This window comes from Flavobacteriales bacterium (assembly GCA_016124845.1).
GTDB lineage: Bacteria > Bacteroidota > Bacteroidia > UBA10329 > UBA10329 > UBA10329.
This window is the reverse complement of sequence record WGMW01000051.1, coordinates 35,060-57,326: the sequence shown is the minus strand read 5'-3', so window position 1 is coordinate 57,326 and position 22,267 is coordinate 35,060. Positions and strand designations below refer to the sequence as shown.

The following is a 22,267-nucleotide window of genomic DNA, read 5'->3' as shown; positions in this document are numbered from 1 at the left end:
TCGACACCTTGAGGCCGATCAACTACATTTGCCGCCCATGATCAACGGTAAAAAGTTAGTTGTAGTACTGCCGGCTTACAATGCGGCCCAAACATTGGAAACCACCTACGCTGAGATTCCCTTTGATATTGTGGATGACGTGGTTCTGGTGGATGATGCCAGCCCCGACAATACGGTGGAAGTAGGTCGTAAATTGGGAATCAAGCACATCGTGAAGCATGAAAAGAACCGTGGTTACGGAGGTAATCAGAAGTCGTGCTACGCAAAAGCGCTGGAGATAGGGGCGGATATTGTGGTCATGCTGCACCCGGATTATCAATACACGCCCATGCTCATTCATTCCATGAGTTACATGATAGCCAACGATGTTTATCCTGTGGCCTATGGTTCCAGAATTTTGGGAAAAGGGGCGCTGAAAGGCGGTATGCCCATCTACAAGTACATCGCCAATCGTTTTCTTACGCTTACGCAGAATATTCTCATTGATCAGAAACTCTCAGAGTATCACACGGGTTATCGCGCCTTTTCGCGCGAGGTGATCGAAGCGATCGATATTGAGGCGAATTCGGATGATTTTGTGTTCGATAATCAGATGACGAGCCAGATTTTCATGGCTGGTTTTGAGATCGGTGAAGTGACCTGCCCGACCAAGTATTTTGAAGAGGCGTCCTCTATCAATTTCAGCCGGAGCGTTACGTACGGATTGGGCGTTCTGAAAACCTCGCTCATGCACCGATTGCACATGTGGGGCTTGGCCAAGTTCAAGATCTACGGTACTTCCCGAAACGGATAATTCTCGTCTGTTCGTACCAAAATGGCGTAACCGCCTTTCTGACCGATCACCTTCAACTGAGGGAAATAGCCACGCGTAGTTTCCACATCTTCCAACCTGGAAATGAAGTAAACAGGACGGTCAACCTTGTCCAGAATCAGCCATTTCACTTCGTCATCGGTTTTCACAGGAATCGGTTTTCGTTTACCGTAGAAGAGATGCGCGTAAGAATGAAAGACCATCGGTTGCAGGTAAGCCATTTCTGCGTTCTCTTCGTAAAAATCGAACAGGGAAACCTGTGTGTATCGGTCAATTTTCGGTGCAATGAAGATGGATAGGAGCGAGACCGTGATCAGCGTGGTGGCGAAAAGACCAACAACTCCCGAACGTGTCTTTCCGATGTAAATGATGAATGTGGTGATCATTCCTGCAATCAGAAAAAACAGGCCGATCAACGGATCGAAAATGCCATCAGGCACGTGCTGACTGAAATTTCCGTAGGCCAGTGTGTTCGGCTGGAGGAGCGATAACAGCGGTTCTTTGATCTGATCGAGTATGCCAAGAAGTACGAAAGCTGTTCCGAGCAGGCCGATGAACAGCAGAACAACTGCCAAATGAACAAATCGGAACTTCCATTTTCCATTGATGAGCTGGTAAATGGACCAAGCCGCCAAAAATGACATTGGGAAATAGGTAAGCGAAGAGTAGTGGACGATCTTGGTTTTCACGATGGAGAAAACGATTAGAACAACCCAGAAGAGAATACTCATCCATTTGCTGAAGTGACGGACGGCTTCTGTCTTTTCGGTTTTCTCAAACCAACCGAAAATGAAGAACAGCGACATGGGGAAACAACCGATAAGCAACACCAACGGATGATAGAAGAACGGCTGTCCGTGGCCTGCCTCACTTTCGGAGAACAAACGGATGTGGTAATCGATAAACTCCTGAACCACATAACCTTGCCCTCTGAGAATCTCCACAAAAAACCATGAGAAACCGACAAGGAAGACAATCAGCAGATAGATGATCGGGTCGATCAGATTCCATCGATGCTTTTTAAATGATAGCAGGAAATAAACAACCACTGAAATACCGACCAACCCCAACGCTGTCGGTCCTTTGGTCATTACAGCAAGGCCGATCAGCAAGGCTGATAAAATGACATCCTTTCTATTGATGACCTCTTTTTCAGACGCTCGGATCAGGAACAGAATTCCTCCGAAAATGAAAAGGTTGAACCATGGGTCGATGATTCCCGATCGGAAATAGAACTGAGGCAGCATCGATCCCGAATAGACCAACATCCAAAGCAATCCGAAATTCTTGGAAACAAGCCGAAAACCGATGTTGAACAGAAGCACCAAGGTGATGGCTCCGCAGATGGCATTCGGAAACCGTGCAGCGAACTCATTCACCCCGAAAATGGCCATGCTTGCGGCCTGCATCCAAATGAACAGTGGAGGTTTTTCCCAAAACGGTTTGAAGTTGATCTGTACATACTTGAATTCCTTCGTGACCAGCATTTCGCGGGCTGCTTCGGCAAAGTTCACTTCATCCCAATCGAACAGATGCGAACCTCCCAAAAAGGGAACGAAGAGTAGGAGTGAACCCACGAAAATGGCCACCGAGATCGTGTTCCGATTCCAGTTCATGACGGCCACAGACGTTTGTTCAGCTTCGAACTCGGATTCTCTTCCGCGTAGCGGACGATGAACAGATAACCAAGGTAGGCCAGCACCAGTCCGATCCAAGAACCGACAACCGTATCCTGAATGAAATGCTGCGAAATGTAAACACGCGAGAATGCAATGAGCAGTGCCAAAACCATGAAAGTGTACGTGGCCCATTTCTGTTTCACGAAGAAGGCCAACATGAAAAAGATGCAAAAAGCCGTGGCACTATGGCCTGATGGAAAACTGTAGTTCAGCATCAGATCCACACCATCGATGTGCGGTAGAACACCTTCGGGAAAAAACATGGCGGGGCGATGATCACCTGCAAAAACGGAGCGTTTGAGTGTCTGCACTACAACTCCCATCACCAAACTGGAAATTCCGAGCCCAAGGGCCCAAGAATAACGCACCAGTAATAGAAGATGGAACAGCAGAATGGGCAACAGGCCGTTTCCCAAGTGTGTGATGTATTTGAAGGTCAGATCGAGGTAAGGCGTGTGGTAGGCATTCAGGAATTTGTGCGCACCTTCCTTGCCAAAGCTCACAAAAACGATAAGCCCAAGAATACTGTAAATGGAAAGCCCCACCACAAATGGTAGGGCGATCGGTCTGGTGTCTTCAACGGCCTTCCTCAGATTCATCAAGGCCAAAATTAATGCTCTGTGCTTAGCTTCCTAAAATGTGAAGCAGGTCATCTATTTGGTTATCCCAAAGCAGGCGCGCCTCATCTTCGTCATCCTCATCAGCAAAAAAGGTTACCAGCAAGGCCAGGTCTTTTGTCAACGGATCGGTCTTCAATCGGAACTCCAAGAAGGTTCCTTCATCCAAATGCATCCAATGGAATTTCACGAACTCCAAATTCTTCTTGCTGACGAGCTTGGCAATTTCCTCTTCGCCATCCCAAGAGAAATGGTAAAAACCATCTTTATCGATGGTCACATCATCTGCAAACCACTCGGCAAGTCCGCTGGCGGTGCTCAGACGATTGTAAAGTACTCCTGGTGAGGAGTGGACGGTGTATTCAGCTTCAATCTTCTTCATTGAAAATCAAATTGTTAGAACCTATGTTCTAAGCATAGAACGGCAATATAGAAAAATTTACGACAGGTGATCCTTTGGGTTGAAAACTACCGCTTGTAGATGGAAGATGAGATACTATATTTGCAGCCGCAAAAATGGCGAGGTATCCGCCTAAGGCGGAGCAGGATTCATATCCGCCTGAGGCGGACGGGAGTTCTTAAAATGTTGAAATAATGGCGAGGTAGCTCAGTTGGTTAGAGCGCAGGATTCATAACCCTGAGGTCGGGAGTTCAAATCTCCCTCTCGCTACGAACAAAGGCTCGGATTTCCGAGCCTTTGTCATTTCTGGGTACAATATAGGTACAACATCTGCCTGAAAACCTTGAATATCTACATGACGCGCTCCCAAAAGGAGACGTGAGCCTCAAACGTGCGGAGGGCTCTGCCATAGCATGGAGGTAAACGTGTTGATGGCAATCAACGGTTTAGATGTATGCGGTAGGCAGTCACCCCTGCGAAACGGTTTTGGAAACTACAGAGTATTTTCAAATTGGTTTCAACAGATGTCAACCGGAAATGCTTGTTCGGAAATGAGTCACGTATAGCGTGGTGGTTTCGAACATGTATTGGAGGTTCCGCTATTCGCTCTCTGCAAGCAATTGAGACAATGGTACACCAACGGCATCGGCAAGCATGCTGGCGGACGACAGCGTCACATTTGCTTCGCCTCGTTCGATACGCCCTAATCGGCTTTGATCTACACCAAATTCTTCCTCAAAGACTTCCTGGGTCAACCCCTTTGCGTTGCGTGCTTCTCGTAGTCTCTGGCCAAATCTCTTCAGGAGCGCCTCGTTTCTAATTCGTTTCATCATAAACGAAAAAACAGGCAATGAGGGCAATTGAATAGGATATATAAGTCCTAATATTCTCTACATTCGATGACTCAAAAGGACTTATATGTCCTATATAAGAAGTCATCGAATTGAAATCCGTCTCCTTTGTCATTATCATATTCCTTGCATGTTGCGCAAATCTCACGCGTGCCCAAACGGGTGTTCCAGATGAAAGCCCCATCACCAAAGACGGAACTCCTCTGGTGTATCGGACGGCTGAAGGCTCCTTCTACCGAACCAGATTCACCATGAATGACCTGAGAGAGTCCCCAGAAGAACAAGAATGTGTCCTTCAGTCGTTTGTACATACTGCCCCAAGTATAGAGGTCACGGCCATGGACTTATTTAGCTACGTGACGCACATCGCTCCTGCAGAAGGAGGGCTTGTCTGTGACGAACGCATTGCCTGTACCAATGATCAGTATGCGGGATTTACAGATTTTTCAGCGACACATACAACGCTCATGAACGAAGGGATGACTCTTCTATGTGGTGATATTTCTGCGTTGTATGATGCGGTTGTACACAGGTTTTTAAACCCCCACGGTGTATATATCATGGAACTGTATTGTGGTCCTGGAAAACAGACAGGTGAGGCAATTACCACTGGTGACTACGGACATACGTTGAATATTATAGGTATTCCGTGCGGAGATACCATCAGGAGTTACATCATGGATGCTCTCCATGGAAGTTTCTATGTGGACAGAAATGGGGTCATGATGGAAACTGAGGAGTACTTCCGCCTTCTGCAAGAAGGTAAGTCGGACAGTATTGTTTCTGCGAGCATCTTCTTTGCCAGGCCACATCTCATGGGAACCTCTGTTGACCCAGCACTCAAGCGGTACGGCATTACGAGCGTGGAAGAGTACGTGCATGTCTTTGACTCTCTGATGGGGCCTGCTCCATGGTACGCTAATGTTGTTTGCCTCCCAGAAGACCCAATCCCTCTCTCTTCATCCGATGCATGTGCTCAGATGACGTATGAGTGGAGATTCTTTTCTCGATGGGTGTCGTACATAGACAAGGGATATTCTGATGTACTGCAGTATTACCATCTTCCAAACATGAAGTATTTCCCTCTGATTAATTCTGGGTATGGGTTTAACCACCTGCCAAGTCCTGAAGAGGTATTATGGGCAAAGAGCCAGATTCGTCTGATTGTGGAATGTGGGGGTTATGTGGGGCAGTGATGTACCGTTTTTATCCCATGCAGGAAATGAGCATCAAAGTGAATTGAAGCTCAGATTTTCTTTTTGGCGAACAGTTCCTCTCGAATTGTTCCAGTATTCACCACAACGATTTTGGCATCTCGTGGAAGGTTCCAAACCTTCTCCTGCTGTTTGAGAAGAATCAGTCCAGCAATACCTGATGGACAGGTGCGGATATTCTGCTTCTGTGCTTCTTTAACGGTTGCCTTGAACAATACTGGATCCTCTTCAATCTCATACACTTCGGTGAGATTGCCGCAATACGTTGCATTTTGTATTGTGCTGATTTCTTCCGGTTTTACCACATCGTAGAAACTGACAAGACTGGTCAGCATGGAATTTGGCACCTTTTTATCTGCCCGAGCACCGATGAAGTGACAATTTCGAAGTACCGATCGATCCCCAAAATATCGTCTGGAATTGTGTTTGGACTTCAGTTCGCGGGCATGGATTTCCAGCAGATTTCGATAAAGTTCTCCACTTCCGTATGGAACAATAACAACATCAGGATTTAAATTTAGAATCTCGTAACATAGCCAGTCGTAATATCTACCGCTCAAGTCTGGTAACTCATTGGCGCGTGTGATGTCAATTCCGTTTTCATTTTCGGTCAAGCGCTTCACATCATCCGAACTTAGTTCCTTACTGCGAAGGTCATGGCGGTGCACCTCGGCTCTGGAATCTACCAGAAGCTTTACCAAATGATCAGAGACACTTTCGTCTAATAGGACGTTTAGACTTGGAAGCCCTGCTGCTCGGAGCCTATACTGAATACTGAGCCCCGCAAACCCGCTGGTAATAAGGGAAAGACGGGGCAATTGAAGATGTTCTTGATTTTCCATTGATTCCCGAATCAACTTGACATAGTACAGGTATATTTCGTGGGCTTTCCTGTCCTTATGAATACCACAGGGGTTTTGCCCCTCGTCTTTGACCCATATGTTTGTATAGTCTTCATGGGTAAATCGGACGGCAGGGGTGGCGGGAAATGATGGATGTGTCCACGGGAACTCCGGGATTTCTTCATCATGTTCTACTCTCGGAAACTTATCGAGGTAATCGAATCCGTGAACGTACTGCGTTAAGGCATTCAAATATGCTACCGAATACCCAATTTCACTACTTGCATGACCTTGGATGCGGATATAGTACTGCTTGTAAAAGGTCTGTTCTGATAGGGCAGAGCCCACCTCCTTGTTAATGTGACCAACCATGTGAGAAAAGAATTCCGCCATGTTTGGTTTTCCGAACTCAACATTCGGTTGTCCTTTATACCGATCAACACAGGCGTTGACCAGCTGGATGACATCTGCGGTATATACAATCATAGTGTTTCGTTTCTGGTAAATGTAGTAACTTTGAAATGTTTCCAAATGCTGAAATGGTTTTCAGTCACCTGATAAACATGACCTTGAATATTTAAGAATAAGGCTGCCGAGCGTTTGTTTATCCGTTAATTAGGTGATTGAAACGATGAATATTGAGATTAAGTCGATTAAGGTGGGAAACTTAAGAATTGAAAAGATAAATTCATTTCATATAAAAATCAAAAATAGTTTGATAACTATATTTATGGTCATGAATCTCAATTCGACATGATACTCCCGAAGAAATACAAGGCATATAATGCTGAGGACCGAATGAAAAAGGCTACCCAAGGGGGTGGCCTTTTTTTTAACCGAAAGACTCAGGGTGGTACGGTAACGATTCGAGGCCCAAATAAAAAGGGCTGACGAACGCCAGCCCCAAAAGCGGATACGCGGTGCGAGAATTGAAGCCCCTTAAACCACGTATTCCTTGCGAATGTACAACATTCGCTACGCTAATCATAGCGTATTTGGGAATCCCTGGAAAGTACCTTGTTGGGGATTCTTTTTTCTCTGCGTTCGTCAGCTCTCTCTCAACCCGCACCGTCCTGGTGCTGATTCCGTGAAGCCTTTCTCAGGCTTGGAATTGGAGCTGCCATTCTTAGTTACACATCTAAAACAAAAACGATGAAAAATTCAGAAATAGAACATGCAGAGACGGAATTCCGAAGTAGTTCCGACACAATCATTACCAATCAATATGCAGATGGTGAAAACCGAGCTGTGCAGGATTCTGCATTCCTGACGAACAGTGAACTCACCATGGTTATCAGTAAGGTGGAGGCTCAGTTTAATGACCTGCTCTTGTTGGTGGCATCAACGGTCGATGTTGATGGGGCCAGAACCGCAACTTCCCGAGCGGTAGAGTTCTATCAGGCTTTCTCCGAAGGTTTCCGTGGTAAACTTCAAGCAGCGAATAATCATATCCGAGACTTGAATAAGGCGGTAAGTGATGTTTCTGCTGATGCCCTCACATTTATTCATTTCCTTGCCTTTATTCTACCTATTGGTCTGTTCTCACTTGAATATGGACTGGATAGGATGTCGGTCTGGGGATTTCGGATTCCTGCACGTGATGTGCCGATTCTTGTGCTTGGTCTCATGTTGACGAAGTTCTCTTTGATGTGGGTATTCGCCAAGGTCTGGGAATGGGCAATCAATGCTTGGAAAAAAGCATCTCTCTTAACCATCCTGTCCTTCCTGACCTTTGGCCTCCTGACCTTTTCAAGTAGTGGACGGGTTTCCATACTTGCTCTTGACCATACAATTCTGCCAAGTCTCTGGTTTGGACTTGTCTCTCTGGTTATCGTAGGACTTGGCGCCACGGTTCTTCACAACTATTGGCCAACTGGCCGCCAAGTGTCAAACTTCTTCCGTCTGTTTCAGCTCAGCTCTGACCTTTCAAAGGCAAAAAAAGAACGGGATGTACTTAAAAAAGAAGATTTGTTTGAACGTACGCGTATGAAGGATGCCAAGGATCGTGAGCAAGAACTCGACCGTGGGTACCGAAGACTTCGCATACTGGCCCAGAATAAACTCAAAGAGGCAATCTTGAAGTACTGCGAAGGTTTCCAAGATTCCTACACAGGCAAGGAAGAATACCCTACATGGTTTACGGATCCCGCCATACCGATTCTTAAAGACCCGGTAGCAGAGGCACAGTCATTTACCATAAAAAATACAAGTCATGAATAAGTTACTTATTGCATTGGTAGTATCGATAGCTGGGTGTATCACCTGGCTATCGATTACACTCCTATCCGAAGATGATATTAAGATTCCGCCACCGATTTATATCACTGAGTGCGATGATGTCAGTGATGAACTGAGCGTTAAACTGCGGTCAGCTCTAATTGCTGGATTGCTAGACACGGCACTGTATCAGGAAGTGAATTATCGGGGGCGGATTATCGGTAGTGTTGACAACAGAGAAGTTGAAACCTTCTATGTACCTGAATATGATCCGTTGGTGCAAAATCCCTACACCCGTAAGGATGCCATTGACAGTCTCCTTGGAAGGATTGACAAGTTCTATGCGACCGTAGAATCATTGGATTCGACAGTTCTTCCTAACTCGCCATATTTCGTCCGATTCTTGATGAGTTAAAGCGGTTCGATGCAGTAGATACTCCTGCAACCCGCATCCTTATTATAAGGAGTAACCTACGTGAAAATCTTCCAGAATTTTCGACATACACATCCAAACACCTCAAACGATTGAGAACATATGGCGAAGATTTGTGGAGGGAACACCTCGGGGATAGTGTGGATTTGAATGGCGTACAAGTGATTATCATCCATCAGAATGCAAATGCAGAGGAGGACATCATTTTTCGTCAGATTTCAGCATTCTGGAAGGATAAGATAGAGTCTCATGGCGGATCATTCGAAGTTATGGGCGGTTGGACAAAATCTACAATCTCTACACGATGAAACCGACATTCCTTATAGACGCCATGATTACCATCCTCAAGTTGTTGGTGAAATTCACGGGGTATGTTTTCTGGGTTCTCCTTCGAGTACTCATCTTCTGCCTCAACGTATTGAATAATGTTCTGCGTGGAGCTTTGAAATGATAACGGTATTTGACATAGCGCTTTCATGGTGGGCCATTCTCGGTGGAGCCGCTATCCTGCTTCTAGTAGGATACGGTTTCATCCGAGATCAACGGCCTACTAATTACAAATCTGACTTTGGCAAGGTTGACCTATCGGTGTTTAACCGTGGTCTGTCACCAAATGGAGGCACTCAAACGATGACCGTTGAAGCATCAAGTCGCCACGTGCTCATATTTGGAAGTTCTGGTAGTGGCAAAAGCTCCTGTTTCTATTCGAATAACTTACTGGGGGCTCCAGGTCGGTTTGGCTCTACCGTCACTGCCGATTTTTCCCAAAGTTTACGCGAAATCTGCAGCGGATACCAAGCTTCCTTTCCCGACACCGAGATATACCAACTGCATCCCGAACGCCCAGACGTATCTATTGGCATTAACCCATTAGATAATCTGGATGAAAATGGTGCCCGTCAAATCGCCCATGTAATTATCGGTCAGCATACGGGAGGTGATGCGTATTGGTACACGATGAGTGGTCACCTGTGCGCCATTCTGATCGAATTGCTTCAATACGTACCCGTGGACCTTTGTCATTTGGGAAGTCTGTATTCCTTGACGGAACAAATGATGGCGAACCCTGAATCAGTCGAGAAGTGGTTTCTCCGCTATGCACCAGACCCAACATGGCAGTCCTTTTTAGCATTGAAAGCAATCCCTGACCGCACGTTCAATGGAATAATAAGTACTTTATTGAGTAAGCTCAGTCCGCTTCGCTCACCCGCAACTCAGTGCATCTTCGCCAAAACAACCATCGATTTTAATGAGTTCAGGACTAAACCGAGGCATCTTTTTGTTCACGGAAGTGAACTTAATTCGGAGGTTAATTCGCTGACCATTAGTCTTGTATCAAGTGTGGCCATGCGACACTTTATGTCCCATCGTCCAAAGCTAGGTGACCGGAACATCTACTGTATGTTTGATGAAGCCTCTCTGATGTCCGTTCCCCTTGATGTTTGGTTGAGCCAATCACGTAAACATAACATTTCAATCTCAGCCTCATTTCAGTCGGTTGGTCAGCTCGAATCTAAAGGTCACGGCTACGCTAAAACAGTTCAAGAGAGCGTTGGAACCACCATACATTTCCCTGGTCAATCCATCGAAACAGCAAGTAGACTGAGCGCCTTGTTATGGAAATACGAATTTGACCAAGATGGTCAGCGGAGAGTACGAGAACTCATGACACCCAGCGAAGTCCGTAGCTGCGGTAAGATCATAATGCTCCACGGCCACACCCCTCCAATGGTACTGCCTCCCAAGCCTTATTATAACCAACTCGGCTACCACCTTTTCAAAAAACTCCCCCCAGCTAAAACCATTGGATCTGCAGTCAAAACAGTTAGTCTACCAACACCAAAAACCTTTGAACGTTATGAAAGAGAAAGACTTACAACTGCTTGAACAACACTACGTGCCAGGTATGAGCTTTGAGGAATTCATTTCAGCTTGTGGACATGATGGGGCACCAGAGTGGGCCAAGAACCGAATCAAGGCTCGATGGCGTACGCTGAGGAATAGGAGGTATGCTGAAGTGTTCAAGGAACACAACACGGAGATTCGATTCTATGTGAATGATTCTCAGCTACGCATACTGGCCAATGAAGCCCACAAAAGGAACATGTCCATTCCCCAACTGAGTAAGCGCACCGTTCTCAATACAGAACGACAAAATACCACGGGAACAAACATGGATGTGTTGCTCAGGAAAACCCTCACCGTCCTTACCCAAGCAAGTAAACAGACGCATGGCGTGACTCGAGAACTCATATTGGAACAAATCGAAGCTCTACGAGCCGAACTTCAACCTGAAATGGTACGGTGACATGACCATTGTAAAGCTCCTTTCAAGAAAGAACATAGGTGGAGCTGGTCAACTCATTCAATACATACACCAAGAAAAGGAAGATCATCCATGGCGTATCGCCTGGAATGTTCCAGAAGAAGCATCGTTTGAAGAACTCGCAGAACTCTTCAAGGAAACAGAGAGGATGCGAAAATATCAGCACAAGGACGCAGTTCGGGTATCACATGAAATTTTGAGCTGGTCTTCAGAAGACCGTCAACTTACAGAAGAGATGATGTACGACCTAACGTTAAAGTACCTGCAAATGCGCTCTCCTCTTGGACTTGCTGTTGCAATACCTCACTTGAACACAGATGCAGCGCATGTCCACATAGCCTTAAATGGGGTTGATCTTCAAGGAAATTCGATTCGGCTTTCATTCAACGAACTCACGGAACTCAAACTTCAACTCCAAGAGTACCAACAGGAGCATTACCCAGAACTCATCAGTTATGCAAAGCATGGACAAGCGAAAGAGGCTCAGCTTGCGTTGAATAACGCGGAATATGAAATCAAGAAAAGACGCGGCTTATGTAGAAGAGAAATTGTCCAAAAGCAGATACTTCCCTATGTACAATCCTCACTATCTAAACAGGTTTTCTATCAACACTTACAGGAACTGGGTTTTGAGACATATCAACGAGGAAAATCCGAAGGTATCGTTGACCCTGAAAATGGGAGACGCTACCGATTTTCCCGTTTAGGCATAGAACTCAAAACCCTTGAACAGAATCATGAGCGACAAAACGAACTGGACCAGATTCGGCTTGGCCGCGACAATGATTCACTTGAGCTTCTGCGAAGTTAACGGGGGCACGGGGGCAAAGCCCACGTCCAGACGGCATCTTACGCGTAAGATGCAATCTGGCGCGTGGTCAAATGTGATGTAGATAATAGCCCAATGAACAGTCTTTTCATGATTACAAAACGAATAAGCTCAGTACTCAGTATAAGTCAAACCCTATACGATGATTGGCTTCTCAACAATATCTCCATGAAAAACAGGTTTCGTCAGAATGTCGGAGAATTGTAACTCAAAAGAAAATGTAACTTGCCCCCGCATTACTTACAATGCACGCATCGGAAAATTAATGAATATCGGACATTCCATTTTTGAATTCAATTTGTTACCGATCGACTAACCACCACCTATCTGTTCATAAAAAATTTGTTAATTTGTTTGGTTTGACATTACTTTGTTTCTAATTTCATGCGGGGAAAAGAAAAGACCTGGTAAGAAAACGAGGTTGATGCATGTACAAATCACACGTTCCGCATGGTACACGGAAGTCTTCATATTGGCACTTGGAGTTTCAGGAGCTACATGTTATTATACATGAAACGATTGAACTTAAACAATATGAAAATGAAAAATCAAACGCGTTTGTCATTGGTCCGGGCAATATTATTAGTTGCCTTTTCGCTTACAGTGATTCCTGCTGTGGGACAACCAACTGGGCCGAGTGGCGAAGGAGAGCCGCGAAAGTTAATTAACAACGGAAGCTTTGAACAAATTGACTCACTTCTTTTACATGGATACTTCTCTTGTCCCAGTTCTGGTGGTCAAATTCAAATCGCTGACGGATGGGCACCTGCATATGGTACAGTAGACTACTACAATACCTGTAGCAATAATACATATCCAAACTATGGTGTTCCACAAAATCTTCTCGGAATTCAAAGCCCACGAACGGGTGATGCATATGGTTCCTTGATATCATATGTAGATTTCTGGCCAAACACGCGAGAGTATCTCTGGAGAAAATTGGAATCTCCCTTGGTGGCAGACCAACGCTACTACATGGAGTATTACGTCAGTTTGAGTGATAGTTCAAATTTTGCAGTATCAACGCTTGGTGCATTCTTCAGTACCTTCGATACGCGATACCTTTCTGCACAAGACTTTCTAACCCTCGAACCACAGGTGGAAGACACCTCAGAGGGGCATCCATTCTGGGACAAAGATGAATGGATGAAGGTAAGCGGTACCTTTACTGCAAGCGGAGGAGAACAGTATGTCACGATTGGAAAATTCAGGCATGATTTTGAAGATCTGGACATTGAACGTGTTTCAATCTACAATCCAGACAGATGGGACGGAGCCATGTATCTGATCGATGATGTCTCTCTCACCCCTGTTTCAGAGGTTGGCATTGATGAAGAGGTCAAGGTAGAGACAATCATCTATCCGAATCCTTCACTCGGTGAATCTATCACCTTGAAGTACAGTACACATCAAGGAAATGCACTCGTTTGGGAAATAACTGACATGTTTGGAAAAGTTGTTCATTCACAACCTCTTAAAGGAAGAGAAGGAAAAACCACTCTCAACCAAAAGCTTCCCGATGGGAATTATGTATCGACCATCATAGTCGATGGCACATGGTCATCCAGCACCAAGTTTGTGGTCAGTAGTTCTTTTAAAAGCCTCCATTAGGAGGCTTTTTTGTTGCATCACCACACAATTCCTGTAGTATGAGTTTAAACTAAAACTTTGTACTATGAAAAACATATTCACTTTCCTACTGCTTTCTCCTTGTTTTTTGTGCGCGCAAAATGTTGAGGTCATTAGCAACGGAAGCTTTGAAATTCTCGATTCATTACAGTCACCGGATCCACAATGCCCAGGTTCTGGTGGTGAAATTTCAATCTCGCTTGGTTGGAGCACTGCAAAAGGATCTGTAGACTACTACAATGCTTGTAGCAATTCTATCTACCCTGACTACGGCACTCCGAATAATCGACTCGGTTTTCAATTGCCAAGAACTGGGAACGCGTATGCTTCCTTGTTGTGCTATATCGATGCTTGGACAAATGAGAGAGAATACCTTTGGGGCGAACTATCGTCCCCTTTGATTGCAAATCAGAAGTATTATTTGGAATACTATGTAAATCTTAGTGATAGCTCAAACTTTGCCATATCAAATTTTGGAGCCCATGTTAGTGTCAATGATACTCGATACTTGTCCTCAGGAGGATTTTTGAATCTCGAATCGTCTATTCACTTCGACACAACCTCTGCAATCAAAGATACGGATGGTTGGACAAAGATCAGTGGAACATTTATTGCAGAAGGGGGTGAACAGTATTTAACGCTCTCAACTTTTGGTCTTGATTCTGACGACCCACATATTGAACGTGTTGCAAATAATAATCCCGATAAGTGGGATGAAGCCATGTATCTGATTGATGATGTCTCTCTCACCCCCGTTTCAGAGGTTGGCATTACCGAAACTGTGAAAGTAGAGACGACAATCTATCCGAATCCTTCTCCAGACGGAGCTGTAACTCTTTCATACCGTGCGGAAGATGGTTCCCGATTCAATTGGGAAATCTCTGATCTTGCTGGTCATGTCGTTCATTCCCAGCAACTCTCGGGTAATGAAGGAAAGGCTACACTGAACAAAACTCTTTCCCCCGGATTGTACCTGTCATCGGTTGTGGTTGATGGTGTGAGATATGCGAGTACGCGATTAGTTATCCTCTAAGTTCTTACCAAAAGCCTCCTGTGTGGAGGCTTTTTTATTGTCACATTTAGCGTTCTTCAAACATGGAGAAGCGAATGCGCCCCTTCCTAATTGTTCAGCAAAACGATTTTCCCCCTCCATAGGCTTTCGTGGGATTTCGCGTTTTCCACTTTGACAAAATATGTTCCGGACGTCACGGTACTCACATTAACTCTTGTAGAGCTCTGAACAAGATTATCTGTACGAATGAGACGTCCCTCCAGTGAGTACAGATGTAGTCGCAATCTGTCATTTTCAGTCATGCCTGTTACATTTATGGTAAGCCACCCATCCGTAGCAGGGTTCGGGAGTATATCAATCTGTATATCTCCAACAATGGATGTACTGACTGGAGGCGAATCATCATGGCTGCCGTCTCTTTTCTCTGAAGGGTCTGCAAATCCTGGGATTTCGCAGTCATTTCCTAATGACAGGTACATGGAATCCAAACTGAAAAGCATTGTCCGGGAAGTATATACCGATGGGCCGTATCTGTAAGGACATAATGCCGCTATTTGCCACAGTAAGGTGCTGTCAGAACTACTGAGGGTCGTGGTCGTGTCGTCATCACCCCATTTGCCGAATGCCATTTCCAGTACATCCTTCCATAGTGAAGCGATCGAATCCGTAGGGCTGACATTACCAAGATCAACAAGTGTTTTGGAGGTAGAGGAAGTGCTAATATTCATCTTCAATTGACGCGCAATCCTGTCAAGTTTTCCAAGATCGGTCAGTTCAAACGTATCTCTAAAGGCAACAAGGATGCTATCAAGCTGAAGAATGCTGTCGGCTTCCACCGACCGGAATAGTTGAAGTTTCGTGAGCCGGGCCGTTACAACGCTATCAACTCCTTCAAATGCAATACTGTCCAAAGCTATCTTTTGCAGATAGCCTATTGCTCTAAAGTACTCTACGGAGTCACAATCAAATTGAGAGGTTGCGCCAGGATTGCTGGCGGTTGCATCAATAGAAGCCCCTGGAAAACTGAGGTTGCTTTGGGCAGAAAATGGAATCGGATGCCACACATTACTTGAAGTGCTGTATCTAACATAGAATGATGAAGCAGCTGCGGTTGGATTATACGTATCTGTATGATGTGTAAATGAATCATGCCATTCGTTGTCAGCCGGGCTTGTAGGACTTCCTTGTTGTCCAAGAAACCCCACGTTGGTCATGATGCCCCTGAAGTGATAGCCTTTCATGACATTACCTATGAGGTATGTACTGGCACCCGGTCCACCACTTACAATAGCCGTATGGAGTGAGTCACTTTCATTGCAAGTGATCTTTGCCAGCGCATTGTAATCGTAACGAATACCTGTGTCCCACCAACCATAATCCGAGCTACTTATTGAGCTATGCACATGGTTCTCACTTACCCAGACAGCACCACTGTTGGTGGCCTGAATGGCACGACTCTCCATGTTGGCACTTGGTTCACTTGTGTGCTTTCTCACCTGAACATCATTTTGCCGTACGCGAGCCCAACTCATGTTTTCTAGTTTAATCCCTTTGTTGGCATCTGTGATCAGATTATCATAAATATCAACACCCCATGTACCCCATTGCCAATCAACATTGTTTGATACATAAATACCATAGGCAGCCCAATCTGATGCCGAGCTCAGAACATTGATCGTGTCATTATGGATTTTCACGTCACTATCGAACCGAGATAAGATTCCGAACAGATTGTCATCGTAGTGAGAATTGAAAATGTGAATTACATCATTCATTTCCGAGGATTCCCCATACCACTGATAGCTGTGATGATTGCCAGATGCGGAGACAGTAGCATTGTCTGAAAAGTATGAACCTCCGAATTCACGAGTAAACACATTTGACTCAGTCGTCACCTCATCGTGAGCCTTAGCATACAGCCCCAAGACGTTGTCACTGAATACGGTTCCGGTGACAGAAAGTTGGTTGCTCCAGATACCGTTGGAATATATCCCGGTACCGCTCCACGGGTTGGAGTCAACATGACTTATATTGCGGATGGAGTCCTGAAGAACAGTAAGTGAAGAGTTACGGAGCCAAATGCCAATTCGTGCGCTGTCAATCACCACATTCGGTCCCAAAGGCCATTTGTCTGCATTATTTACAATTTCTACAGCCCGTTCGGTTATCAGACTGTCCGCTAAGGATGGGAGGTAATCGGTACAGTACATGGTAGTGTTCTTGACAACCGGGTACCCATAGGGATAGTTCGGGTAAAAATTGGTGGCCAAGTGACGGTAGTTATTAAGGAAATGGGCCGAATCAATATTGAAGTATGCTGAATATCTGAGAGAAACTGCATTCACCGCACCTTCAATGAGAGAATGTCCGTTCATAATGAATTGACTGCTATCCTGTCCGTAGATTCCATTGTGCCAGATGTCACAAGGGTAGAGGTGTGATGAATCGGTAACGGTGAGGTTGGTACCATTGAGGAGAATGATCTGAGCAAACCCACCCATTGCTACATCAGCATTACTGAATGTCACGGTACCACCTCCGTCAAGATACAGGATTCCATTAACGGAAAGGGCGCCACTTAGTGTCATCGAACCCGTCACTGTCAATGTTGTGTCGAAGAATACCATGTGTCCCGTATCAGGTTGACAGCAGGATACCATAAAGATCGAGTCGTTTAAAGAGCATCCATATAAGGTGTCCGTGGAGGTCACCCCTATATAGCCAGAACTTGCATCATTCCAGTCTGTCACAAGAAAGCATGTATCATCAACTACTTGGTAAGCTGTTCCTGTTGGGAACGCCCACAGTATCGAATCATTCTCTGCTATTCCACTGATGCAGATAGCTGAATCAGTGTCACACATCGAAAACGGACTGGTAATATCCATTTTCTGTCGATGCATTATGATGGTTACGTAATCAGTAGGGTTGCATCCATTAGGCCCATCAACCCACACATAGATGGATAATGTATCAGGTATTCCAGGACCTGGATGCGCATAATAGTCAAAAAGGGTATCAATGTCGATGCATTGCATGGTGTCCATGCCGAGTACTTGAAGCATGCTGTCCAATACCGCGTTGTCTGATCCCCAGTTATATATATGATATCCATGCCCTGAGCTATCTGCACATAATGAGTCTATTGGAGCGCTTCCAAAACAACCATGAATTGTGTCAGCCGCAAGTATTACAGGGGGTACGGCAGTAAGGGAAACCTCATCTACGTAGTAATATGAGATGTGAAATGATAGACCGCTCGAATCTGACCATAATACCGTTGGAAATGGTTCGCTGTGAGTCGGATGATTATCTGTTTGAAAATTTCCAATAATGATACGGGTCCATTCGTCCATTGCTGAGAATTCATGGGTCCATTTGACCCATTCGTGTTCGGCAAGCTCCGGAACGGTGTCCATGTTCGCATAAGGGACAGCAGATACCTCATGAAGCTCGTAATTGGACCCTGGAATTGTGGGGAGATTTAAATAGTCACCATTTGTCTGGCAATAGTTGATGATGTTATCTACCAATGCAAAGCCTAAACTGGTTGCATCTGAAGATGTCGGTGATAAATGGAAATATGAGCTGAACCTGTAACGCTGTCCGATGTTCAAGTTATCAGATAAGCTTTGGTAAAGATACTCGCTGTAGTTAGGGTCCTGATAACCGTAATAGGCAAAAATTCCAGCGTATGCATCTATTGATGTGCCTGATGATACGGGTGGCATGACTGATCCATAGCAGTTGTTAGGTATGTCAAATGAAGCTCCAGGAGGTATTGTATTCAACGCGTTGGTTGCAAAAATATCCGGAGTTCCCTGATTACGATCTGAGTACACATTACACATGCTATACAAGTTGCCACAACCGCTCCCATAGCCAAAATGATTCCAGGCCGCTGCCCGGTCAATCTCATCAAATGTAATGGCGTAATATTGATAATCTTCAAATGAGCCATTTCGAATGAAATCACAAGTGGTGAATGATGAGTCGCAATTATAGTAGAACACTCCGGGATTAACTGCCATGGCAGTTGATACTGACTTGATAACCGATTGATTTCTTCGAGCCTGAAGGTAGACTTTTTTCACTCCAGAGGCCGTTGGAGTTATGTATACCGTATCTCCATTAGTGACTGGTATTGACAGAGGAATGAAGCCATTTCCACCATCCTTCATCAAGCTATCAGCATACACATAGAAATCAATATCATTTGAGAATCCTTCCCAATTAACTGTAAGCACAATTGTATCTAGTACTTGTATAGTATCGGCAGACAAACGTGTAAGATTCAGTGATGAGCATGTAATGGAGCTATCTGATTCTAATACGAACGCAACAAAATTGGTAACCACACTTGCCGTAGTTACACTTCCCGAATTACTATCACCTGTAGTACCCCCATTGCCTAAGTCATCCCACTGGGTACCGTTCCACCCTGCCACATGCCGACCTATAAGTGAGGAGTCCATTCCACAAGTGGTTATTGTGTCCCAGCTAAGGGTCACGGTCGGTGTACTGCTTCCTGCATCCCGTGTCAGCATCCAATACTCGTTGGTGCTCAAATAATCTAACGAACCAGCCTTGCTGCTATGGCTGTACACATAGTCTGAGTTGCTTTCAAAATACTCTGCCGTAAAAGCATCAGAGGTATTGCTCGGTGCACTGATGCCGATGGGGCGATACACCCCGTTCCTCCCCACAGGGAACGTGTAGGCATCATTGCCTATTTTCTTCACCGAACCCTCTACATAACTGCTGTCCGTGGCCGTGGGCTCGACCCCGTCCTTCAGGGTCACCACCACATCGTTTTGGCATTCAACGACCCCATCGGTCAGGGCAAGCTCGTAGCTCACGGTGATGTCACTGTTCACCTTCAACCGCCCCGCACTCTTGTTCACCTCAACGCGGTAGAACTGTACATCCAGGTCGGAATTGGAGATGGTCAATTGCTGGTCGGTACTGCCATCGAACACCGCCTTGTAACCTGATGTGGTACTTCCGAACCGTACCACCTTCAGGCTGTCACCGTCCAAGGCGATGTCACCAGTATATTGCCCCTCTGTATTGTAGTTCATCCATAGTGGGTAACTGCTGTGATTGATAAGGGTCAGGTCGCCCAGCATGGTATCGGGGTTGTTGTACCCCCAGTACACATAGTTGCCTGATGTGCTGTTCTCCAGGGTGGTCGCCCCTTGGAACAGGTTGCCCCCATTGAGGTTGTTCGAGCCCGAGCCGGTCTTCTCCATATAGGTCGTCCCTCCAAAGGTGTTGCCCGATACCGAAAGACTGTTGCTGCTCATGCTCACATTGCCACCGAACGTGGCATTCATCAGGGTCACTGTCCCAGAGTGATCGTACGAGATGTCCGCGGTGACGTCCGCCCCATAGATGGTCAGCGAACTGTTGTGGTTCATGCCCGATAGGTCGATACTGCCATTTGCGGTCTGGGTATAGCCCTTGAGGGTCAGCAGTCCTGAGTGATACCCTTCACTTCCGATGCGCAGCAGCCCATTGTGAACTGTTGTACCCTCCCCAAAATTGATGTAACCCGATGTGCTGTCCACATTCATGATGATGTCCCGGTCAAAGGTCACCCCACCGCCAGAATACGCCCCAATGGTGAATCCCTTTCCAGTATTCCCTGAACGGTTGTTCAGTACAACCTGGTCGGCAAAGTAGGTTCCCGCCTCGCTCTGAGCAATGCTGATCCCTCCGGCAGCATCAAGGTTCAGCGTGCAAGGGCCTAAGATGGTATCAGGTGTGCCATATCCTAAATACAGATACTGAGCGTAAGAGCGGGTGATATCCACCGTATCAAGGAACATGTTCCCTCCGGTAGAGATGCTATTGCCTCCGGTCACATCAAGGGTGGTCCGTTTCTCAAAGGTCGAACCGCTGTACCATCCTGTCACAGACGGGAGTTCGGTCACCCCTTTGAAATGACACGCTGAACTGATGGTCGTTGCCTGATCGGGGCCTATCAGGTCGCCCTCCAATGTCAATGATGGGCCCAAGGCCAGGGTGGACGTGCCGCTCATTGAGCTCAGATCGATCGTATTGGACGAACTTTGCCCATACCCTCTGAGGGTCAGCTGTCCGGACGCATAGCCCTCCGAGCCGATGAGAAGCTCTCCATCATGGGTCGCCATTCCCTGATAGAACCTGATGTACCCTGAGCCTGAAGATACGTTCATCTCGATGTCATAGGCAAAGTGAGCTGTCGACCCGGTCTGGTTCACAATGGCGATTCCCTTGGTGGCATTGCCCGAATGGTTGTTGAACACCACTTTGTCTGCAAAATAGCTGCCTGTGGAGTTGTAGGCGAAAAGGGCAATTCCCGCATTCTCCAGATTGAAGGTCAGCGGGGCAAGAAATGTATCGGGGTTAGTATACCCGGAGTAGAAGTAGGAAGGCCCGTTCTGGGTGATGGTCACGGTGTCCATGTACAGGTTCCCTCCAGAGTACAGTTGGCCGGTATATGTTGTCTCCAGATCGGTCTTCTTCTTGAATACAGCATTGGTCAGAACAGAGACCGATGAGGTCATATCCACCTGACAGTCGAGGGTTGTGCCCGAGATGGTGGCAGAGCCGCCTGACATGTACAGCAGACCGTTCGATACCGTTGCTGCACCCAAAGCAGCGGTTGAACTCACTGTAAGGGCATATCCTCCAAGGCCCAGTACTCCACCCGTGCTGAGGGTGAAGTTGTTCACCGTGCGGTCTCCGTCCAGCACAGGGTCGTTGGAAGTGGAGACGATAGTGATATTGTCACCACCTCCCGGCACCCCGTTGGGGGTCCAGTTCGCACCGGTCGCAAAATCGGTGCTGGTACTTCCGTTCCAAGTGTAGCTGGTCTGAGCCTCTGAGACAGATACCGCACATGCAAGCATACAGACGGTGAGAAGAAGGGATAGTTTTTTCATGGCAGGTCGGTGTTTAAATGGGGGTGGCGTTCCCGTTGGAGGGACGGAAACACTTATTGGTTGTCCAGTAGGGTGGCATTCCCTACGCCCGAGGAGGTGAGGTACGTCCGTACATAGAAGGTCGACAGTCCCGTGAAGGAACCAAGTCCCACATTGGCACCTCCGGAGAACTCAAGCGAACAGCCATCGGAGAACGTCCCGGTCTGGTTCAATGGGAACCTGCGAGTGAGAAGGTCATAACTGCCGGAACTCGGACCCAGTTCCACAACAAGTGTATCGCTGCCCGAACTCACCGATGGAAAAGCAAGGGAAATGCTCTTCTCCAAGGAGTTCAATTCTGCGGACGAAAGTCCCACGGTATCAGGTGAACCTGCAAGGGTGATGGTAAGTGATTGCCCATGACTGATCAGGGAAAACAAGAGCAGGAAAGGAAGGATAGATACGAGAAGACGTGTCATGTGATACAGGTTTTGAACCC

General features: G+C 46.2%; 16 protein-coding genes and 1 tRNA gene. 10 read left to right on the top strand and 7 right to left on the bottom strand.

Annotated features, from left to right (window positions below):
- The first annotated feature begins 37 nt into the window (after positions 1-37).
- The gene (locus tag GC178_16765; protein ID MBI1289220.1) at positions 38-793 is read left to right on the top strand and encodes a glycosyltransferase; all 756 of its coding nucleotides are present in this window, start codon (positions 38-40) and stop codon (positions 791-793) included.
- On the opposite strand, the gene GC178_16760 is transcribed toward GC178_16765, so the two are convergent.
- The 3 genes from GC178_16760 to GC178_16750 are packed head-to-tail and all read right to left on the bottom strand — an operon-like array spanning position 769 to position 3,489.
- On the bottom strand, positions 769-2,427 hold the full coding sequence (locus GC178_16760; GenBank protein ID MBI1289219.1) for a glycosyltransferase family 39 protein: 1,659 nt from the start codon (positions 2,425-2,427) through the stop codon (positions 769-771). The two genes, GC178_16765 and GC178_16760, sit on opposite strands and share 25 nt — an antisense overlap.
- The gene (locus GC178_16755; protein ID MBI1289218.1) at positions 2,424-3,089 is read right to left on the bottom strand and encodes a phosphatase PAP2 family protein; all 666 of its coding nucleotides are present in this window, start codon (positions 3,087-3,089) and stop codon (positions 2,424-2,426) included. Before GC178_16755 ends, GC178_16760 begins: the two co-directional genes overlap by 4 nt.
- A gap of 25 nt (positions 3,090-3,114) precedes the next feature.
- Positions 3,115-3,489, bottom strand: a complete 375-nt coding sequence (locus tag GC178_16750) for an SRPBCC domain-containing protein (GenBank protein MBI1289217.1) — start codon at positions 3,487-3,489, stop codon at positions 3,115-3,117.
- Positions 3,490-3,703: 214 nt separating this feature from the next.
- Between GC178_16750 and GC178_16745 the strand changes: the two genes are divergently transcribed.
- Positions 3,704-3,777: transfer RNA gene (locus GC178_16745), tRNA-Met, on the top strand.
- Positions 3,778-4,106: 329 nt separating this feature from the next.
- Here the strand turns inward: GC178_16745 and GC178_16740 are convergent.
- Complete coding sequence (locus tag GC178_16740) at positions 4,107-4,340, bottom strand: helix-turn-helix domain-containing protein (protein ID MBI1289216.1); 234 nt, start codon at positions 4,338-4,340, stop codon at positions 4,107-4,109.
- Between the two features lie 269 nt (positions 4,341-4,609).
- Here GC178_16740 and GC178_16735 point away from each other — a divergent pair, with 269 nt between their 5' ends.
- On the top strand, positions 4,610-5,554 hold the full coding sequence (locus GC178_16735) for a hypothetical protein (GenBank protein MBI1289215.1): 945 nt from the start codon (positions 4,610-4,612) through the stop codon (positions 5,552-5,554).
- A 50-nt stretch (positions 5,555-5,604) separates the two neighbouring features.
- Here GC178_16735 and GC178_16730 read toward each other — a convergent pair whose 3' ends face one another.
- Positions 5,605-6,900 (bottom strand): pyridoxal-phosphate dependent enzyme, encoded by a 1,296-nt coding sequence (locus GC178_16730; protein MBI1289214.1) that lies wholly within the window; start codon positions 6,898-6,900, stop codon positions 5,605-5,607.
- A 666-nt stretch (positions 6,901-7,566) separates the two neighbouring features.
- Between GC178_16730 and GC178_16725 the strand changes: the two genes are divergently transcribed.
- From GC178_16725 to GC178_16695, 7 genes are all read left to right on the top strand, one after another.
- Positions 7,567-8,634 (top strand): hypothetical protein, encoded by a 1,068-nt coding sequence (locus tag GC178_16725; protein ID MBI1289213.1) that lies wholly within the window; start codon positions 7,567-7,569, stop codon positions 8,632-8,634.
- Entirely contained in the window at positions 8,627-9,046 is a 420-nt protein-coding gene (locus tag GC178_16720; protein MBI1289212.1) for a hypothetical protein, read from the top strand. The genes GC178_16725 and GC178_16720 overlap by 8 nt, the downstream gene beginning before the upstream one ends.
- A gap of 465 nt (positions 9,047-9,511) precedes the next feature.
- Entirely contained in the window at positions 9,512-10,951 is a 1,440-nt protein-coding gene (locus GC178_16715) for a type IV secretion system DNA-binding domain-containing protein (protein MBI1289211.1), read from the top strand.
- The gene (locus GC178_16710; GenBank protein MBI1289210.1) at positions 10,923-11,372 is read left to right on the top strand and encodes a hypothetical protein; all 450 of its coding nucleotides are present in this window, start codon (positions 10,923-10,925) and stop codon (positions 11,370-11,372) included. The genes GC178_16715 and GC178_16710 overlap by 29 nt, the downstream gene beginning before the upstream one ends.
- A gap of 1 nt (position 11,373) precedes the next feature.
- Complete coding sequence (locus tag GC178_16705; protein ID MBI1289209.1) at positions 11,374-12,201, top strand: relaxase/mobilization nuclease domain-containing protein; 828 nt, start codon at positions 11,374-11,376, stop codon at positions 12,199-12,201.
- Positions 12,202-12,669: 468 nt separating this feature from the next.
- Positions 12,670-13,830 carry a T9SS type A sorting domain-containing protein gene (locus GC178_16700; GenBank protein MBI1289208.1) on the top strand — a complete coding sequence of 387 codons (1,161 nt, stop codon included), beginning with the start codon at positions 12,670-12,672 and terminating at the stop codon, positions 13,828-13,830.
- A 64-nt stretch (positions 13,831-13,894) separates the two neighbouring features.
- Complete coding sequence (locus tag GC178_16695; protein ID MBI1289207.1) at positions 13,895-14,881, top strand: T9SS type A sorting domain-containing protein; 987 nt, start codon at positions 13,895-13,897, stop codon at positions 14,879-14,881.
- Between the two features lie 86 nt (positions 14,882-14,967).
- Here GC178_16695 and GC178_16690 read toward each other — a convergent pair whose 3' ends face one another.
- On the bottom strand, positions 14,968-21,789 hold the full coding sequence (locus GC178_16690; protein MBI1289206.1) for a T9SS type A sorting domain-containing protein: 6,822 nt from the start codon (positions 21,787-21,789) through the stop codon (positions 14,968-14,970).
- 53 nt (positions 21,790-21,842) lie between these two features.
- Positions 21,843-22,247, bottom strand: a complete 405-nt coding sequence (locus tag GC178_16685) for a hypothetical protein (GenBank protein ID MBI1289205.1) — start codon at positions 22,245-22,247, stop codon at positions 21,843-21,845.
- Positions 22,248-22,267: the final 20 nt, after the last annotated feature.

Excerpts from the sequence above, each read along its gene's own strand:
- GC178_16740 (MBI1289216.1), bottom strand. The coding sequence starts at position 4,340 with ATGATGAAACGAATTAGAAACGAGGCGCTCCTGAAGAGATTTGGCCAG.
- GC178_16700 (MBI1289208.1), top strand. The coding sequence starts at position 12,670 with ATGGTACACGGAAGTCTTCATATTGGCACTTGGAGTTTCAGGAGCTAC.
- GC178_16755 (MBI1289218.1), bottom strand. The coding sequence starts at position 3,089 with ATGAATCTGAGGAAGGCCGTTGAAGACACCAGACCGATCGCCCTACCA.
- GC178_16725 (MBI1289213.1), top strand. The coding sequence starts at position 7,567 with ATGAAAAATTCAGAAATAGAACATGCAGAGACGGAATTCCGAAGTAGT.
- GC178_16760 (MBI1289219.1), bottom strand. The coding sequence starts at position 2,427 with ATGAACTGGAATCGGAACACGATCTCGGTGGCCATTTTCGTGGGTTCA.
- GC178_16695 (MBI1289207.1), top strand. The coding sequence starts at position 13,895 with ATGAAAAACATATTCACTTTCCTACTGCTTTCTCCTTGTTTTTTGTGC.
- GC178_16690 (MBI1289206.1), bottom strand. The coding sequence starts at position 21,789 with ATGAAAAAACTATCCCTTCTTCTCACCGTCTGTATGCTTGCATGTGCG.
- GC178_16710 (MBI1289210.1), top strand. The coding sequence starts at position 10,923 with ATGAAAGAGAAAGACTTACAACTGCTTGAACAACACTACGTGCCAGGT.
- GC178_16765 (MBI1289220.1), top strand. The coding sequence starts at position 38 with ATGATCAACGGTAAAAAGTTAGTTGTAGTACTGCCGGCTTACAATGCG.
- GC178_16750 (MBI1289217.1), bottom strand. The coding sequence starts at position 3,489 with ATGAAGAAGATTGAAGCTGAATACACCGTCCACTCCTCACCAGGAGTA.
- GC178_16715 (MBI1289211.1), top strand. The coding sequence starts at position 9,512 with ATGATAACGGTATTTGACATAGCGCTTTCATGGTGGGCCATTCTCGGT.
- GC178_16735 (MBI1289215.1), top strand. The coding sequence starts at position 4,610 with ATGAATGACCTGAGAGAGTCCCCAGAAGAACAAGAATGTGTCCTTCAG.
- GC178_16720 (MBI1289212.1), top strand. The coding sequence starts at position 8,627 with ATGAATAAGTTACTTATTGCATTGGTAGTATCGATAGCTGGGTGTATC.
- GC178_16730 (MBI1289214.1), bottom strand. The coding sequence starts at position 6,900 with ATGATTGTATATACCGCAGATGTCATCCAGCTGGTCAACGCCTGTGTT.
- GC178_16685 (MBI1289205.1), bottom strand. The coding sequence starts at position 22,247 with ATGACACGTCTTCTCGTATCTATCCTTCCTTTCCTGCTCTTGTTTTCC.
- GC178_16705 (MBI1289209.1), top strand. The coding sequence starts at position 11,374 with ATGACCATTGTAAAGCTCCTTTCAAGAAAGAACATAGGTGGAGCTGGT.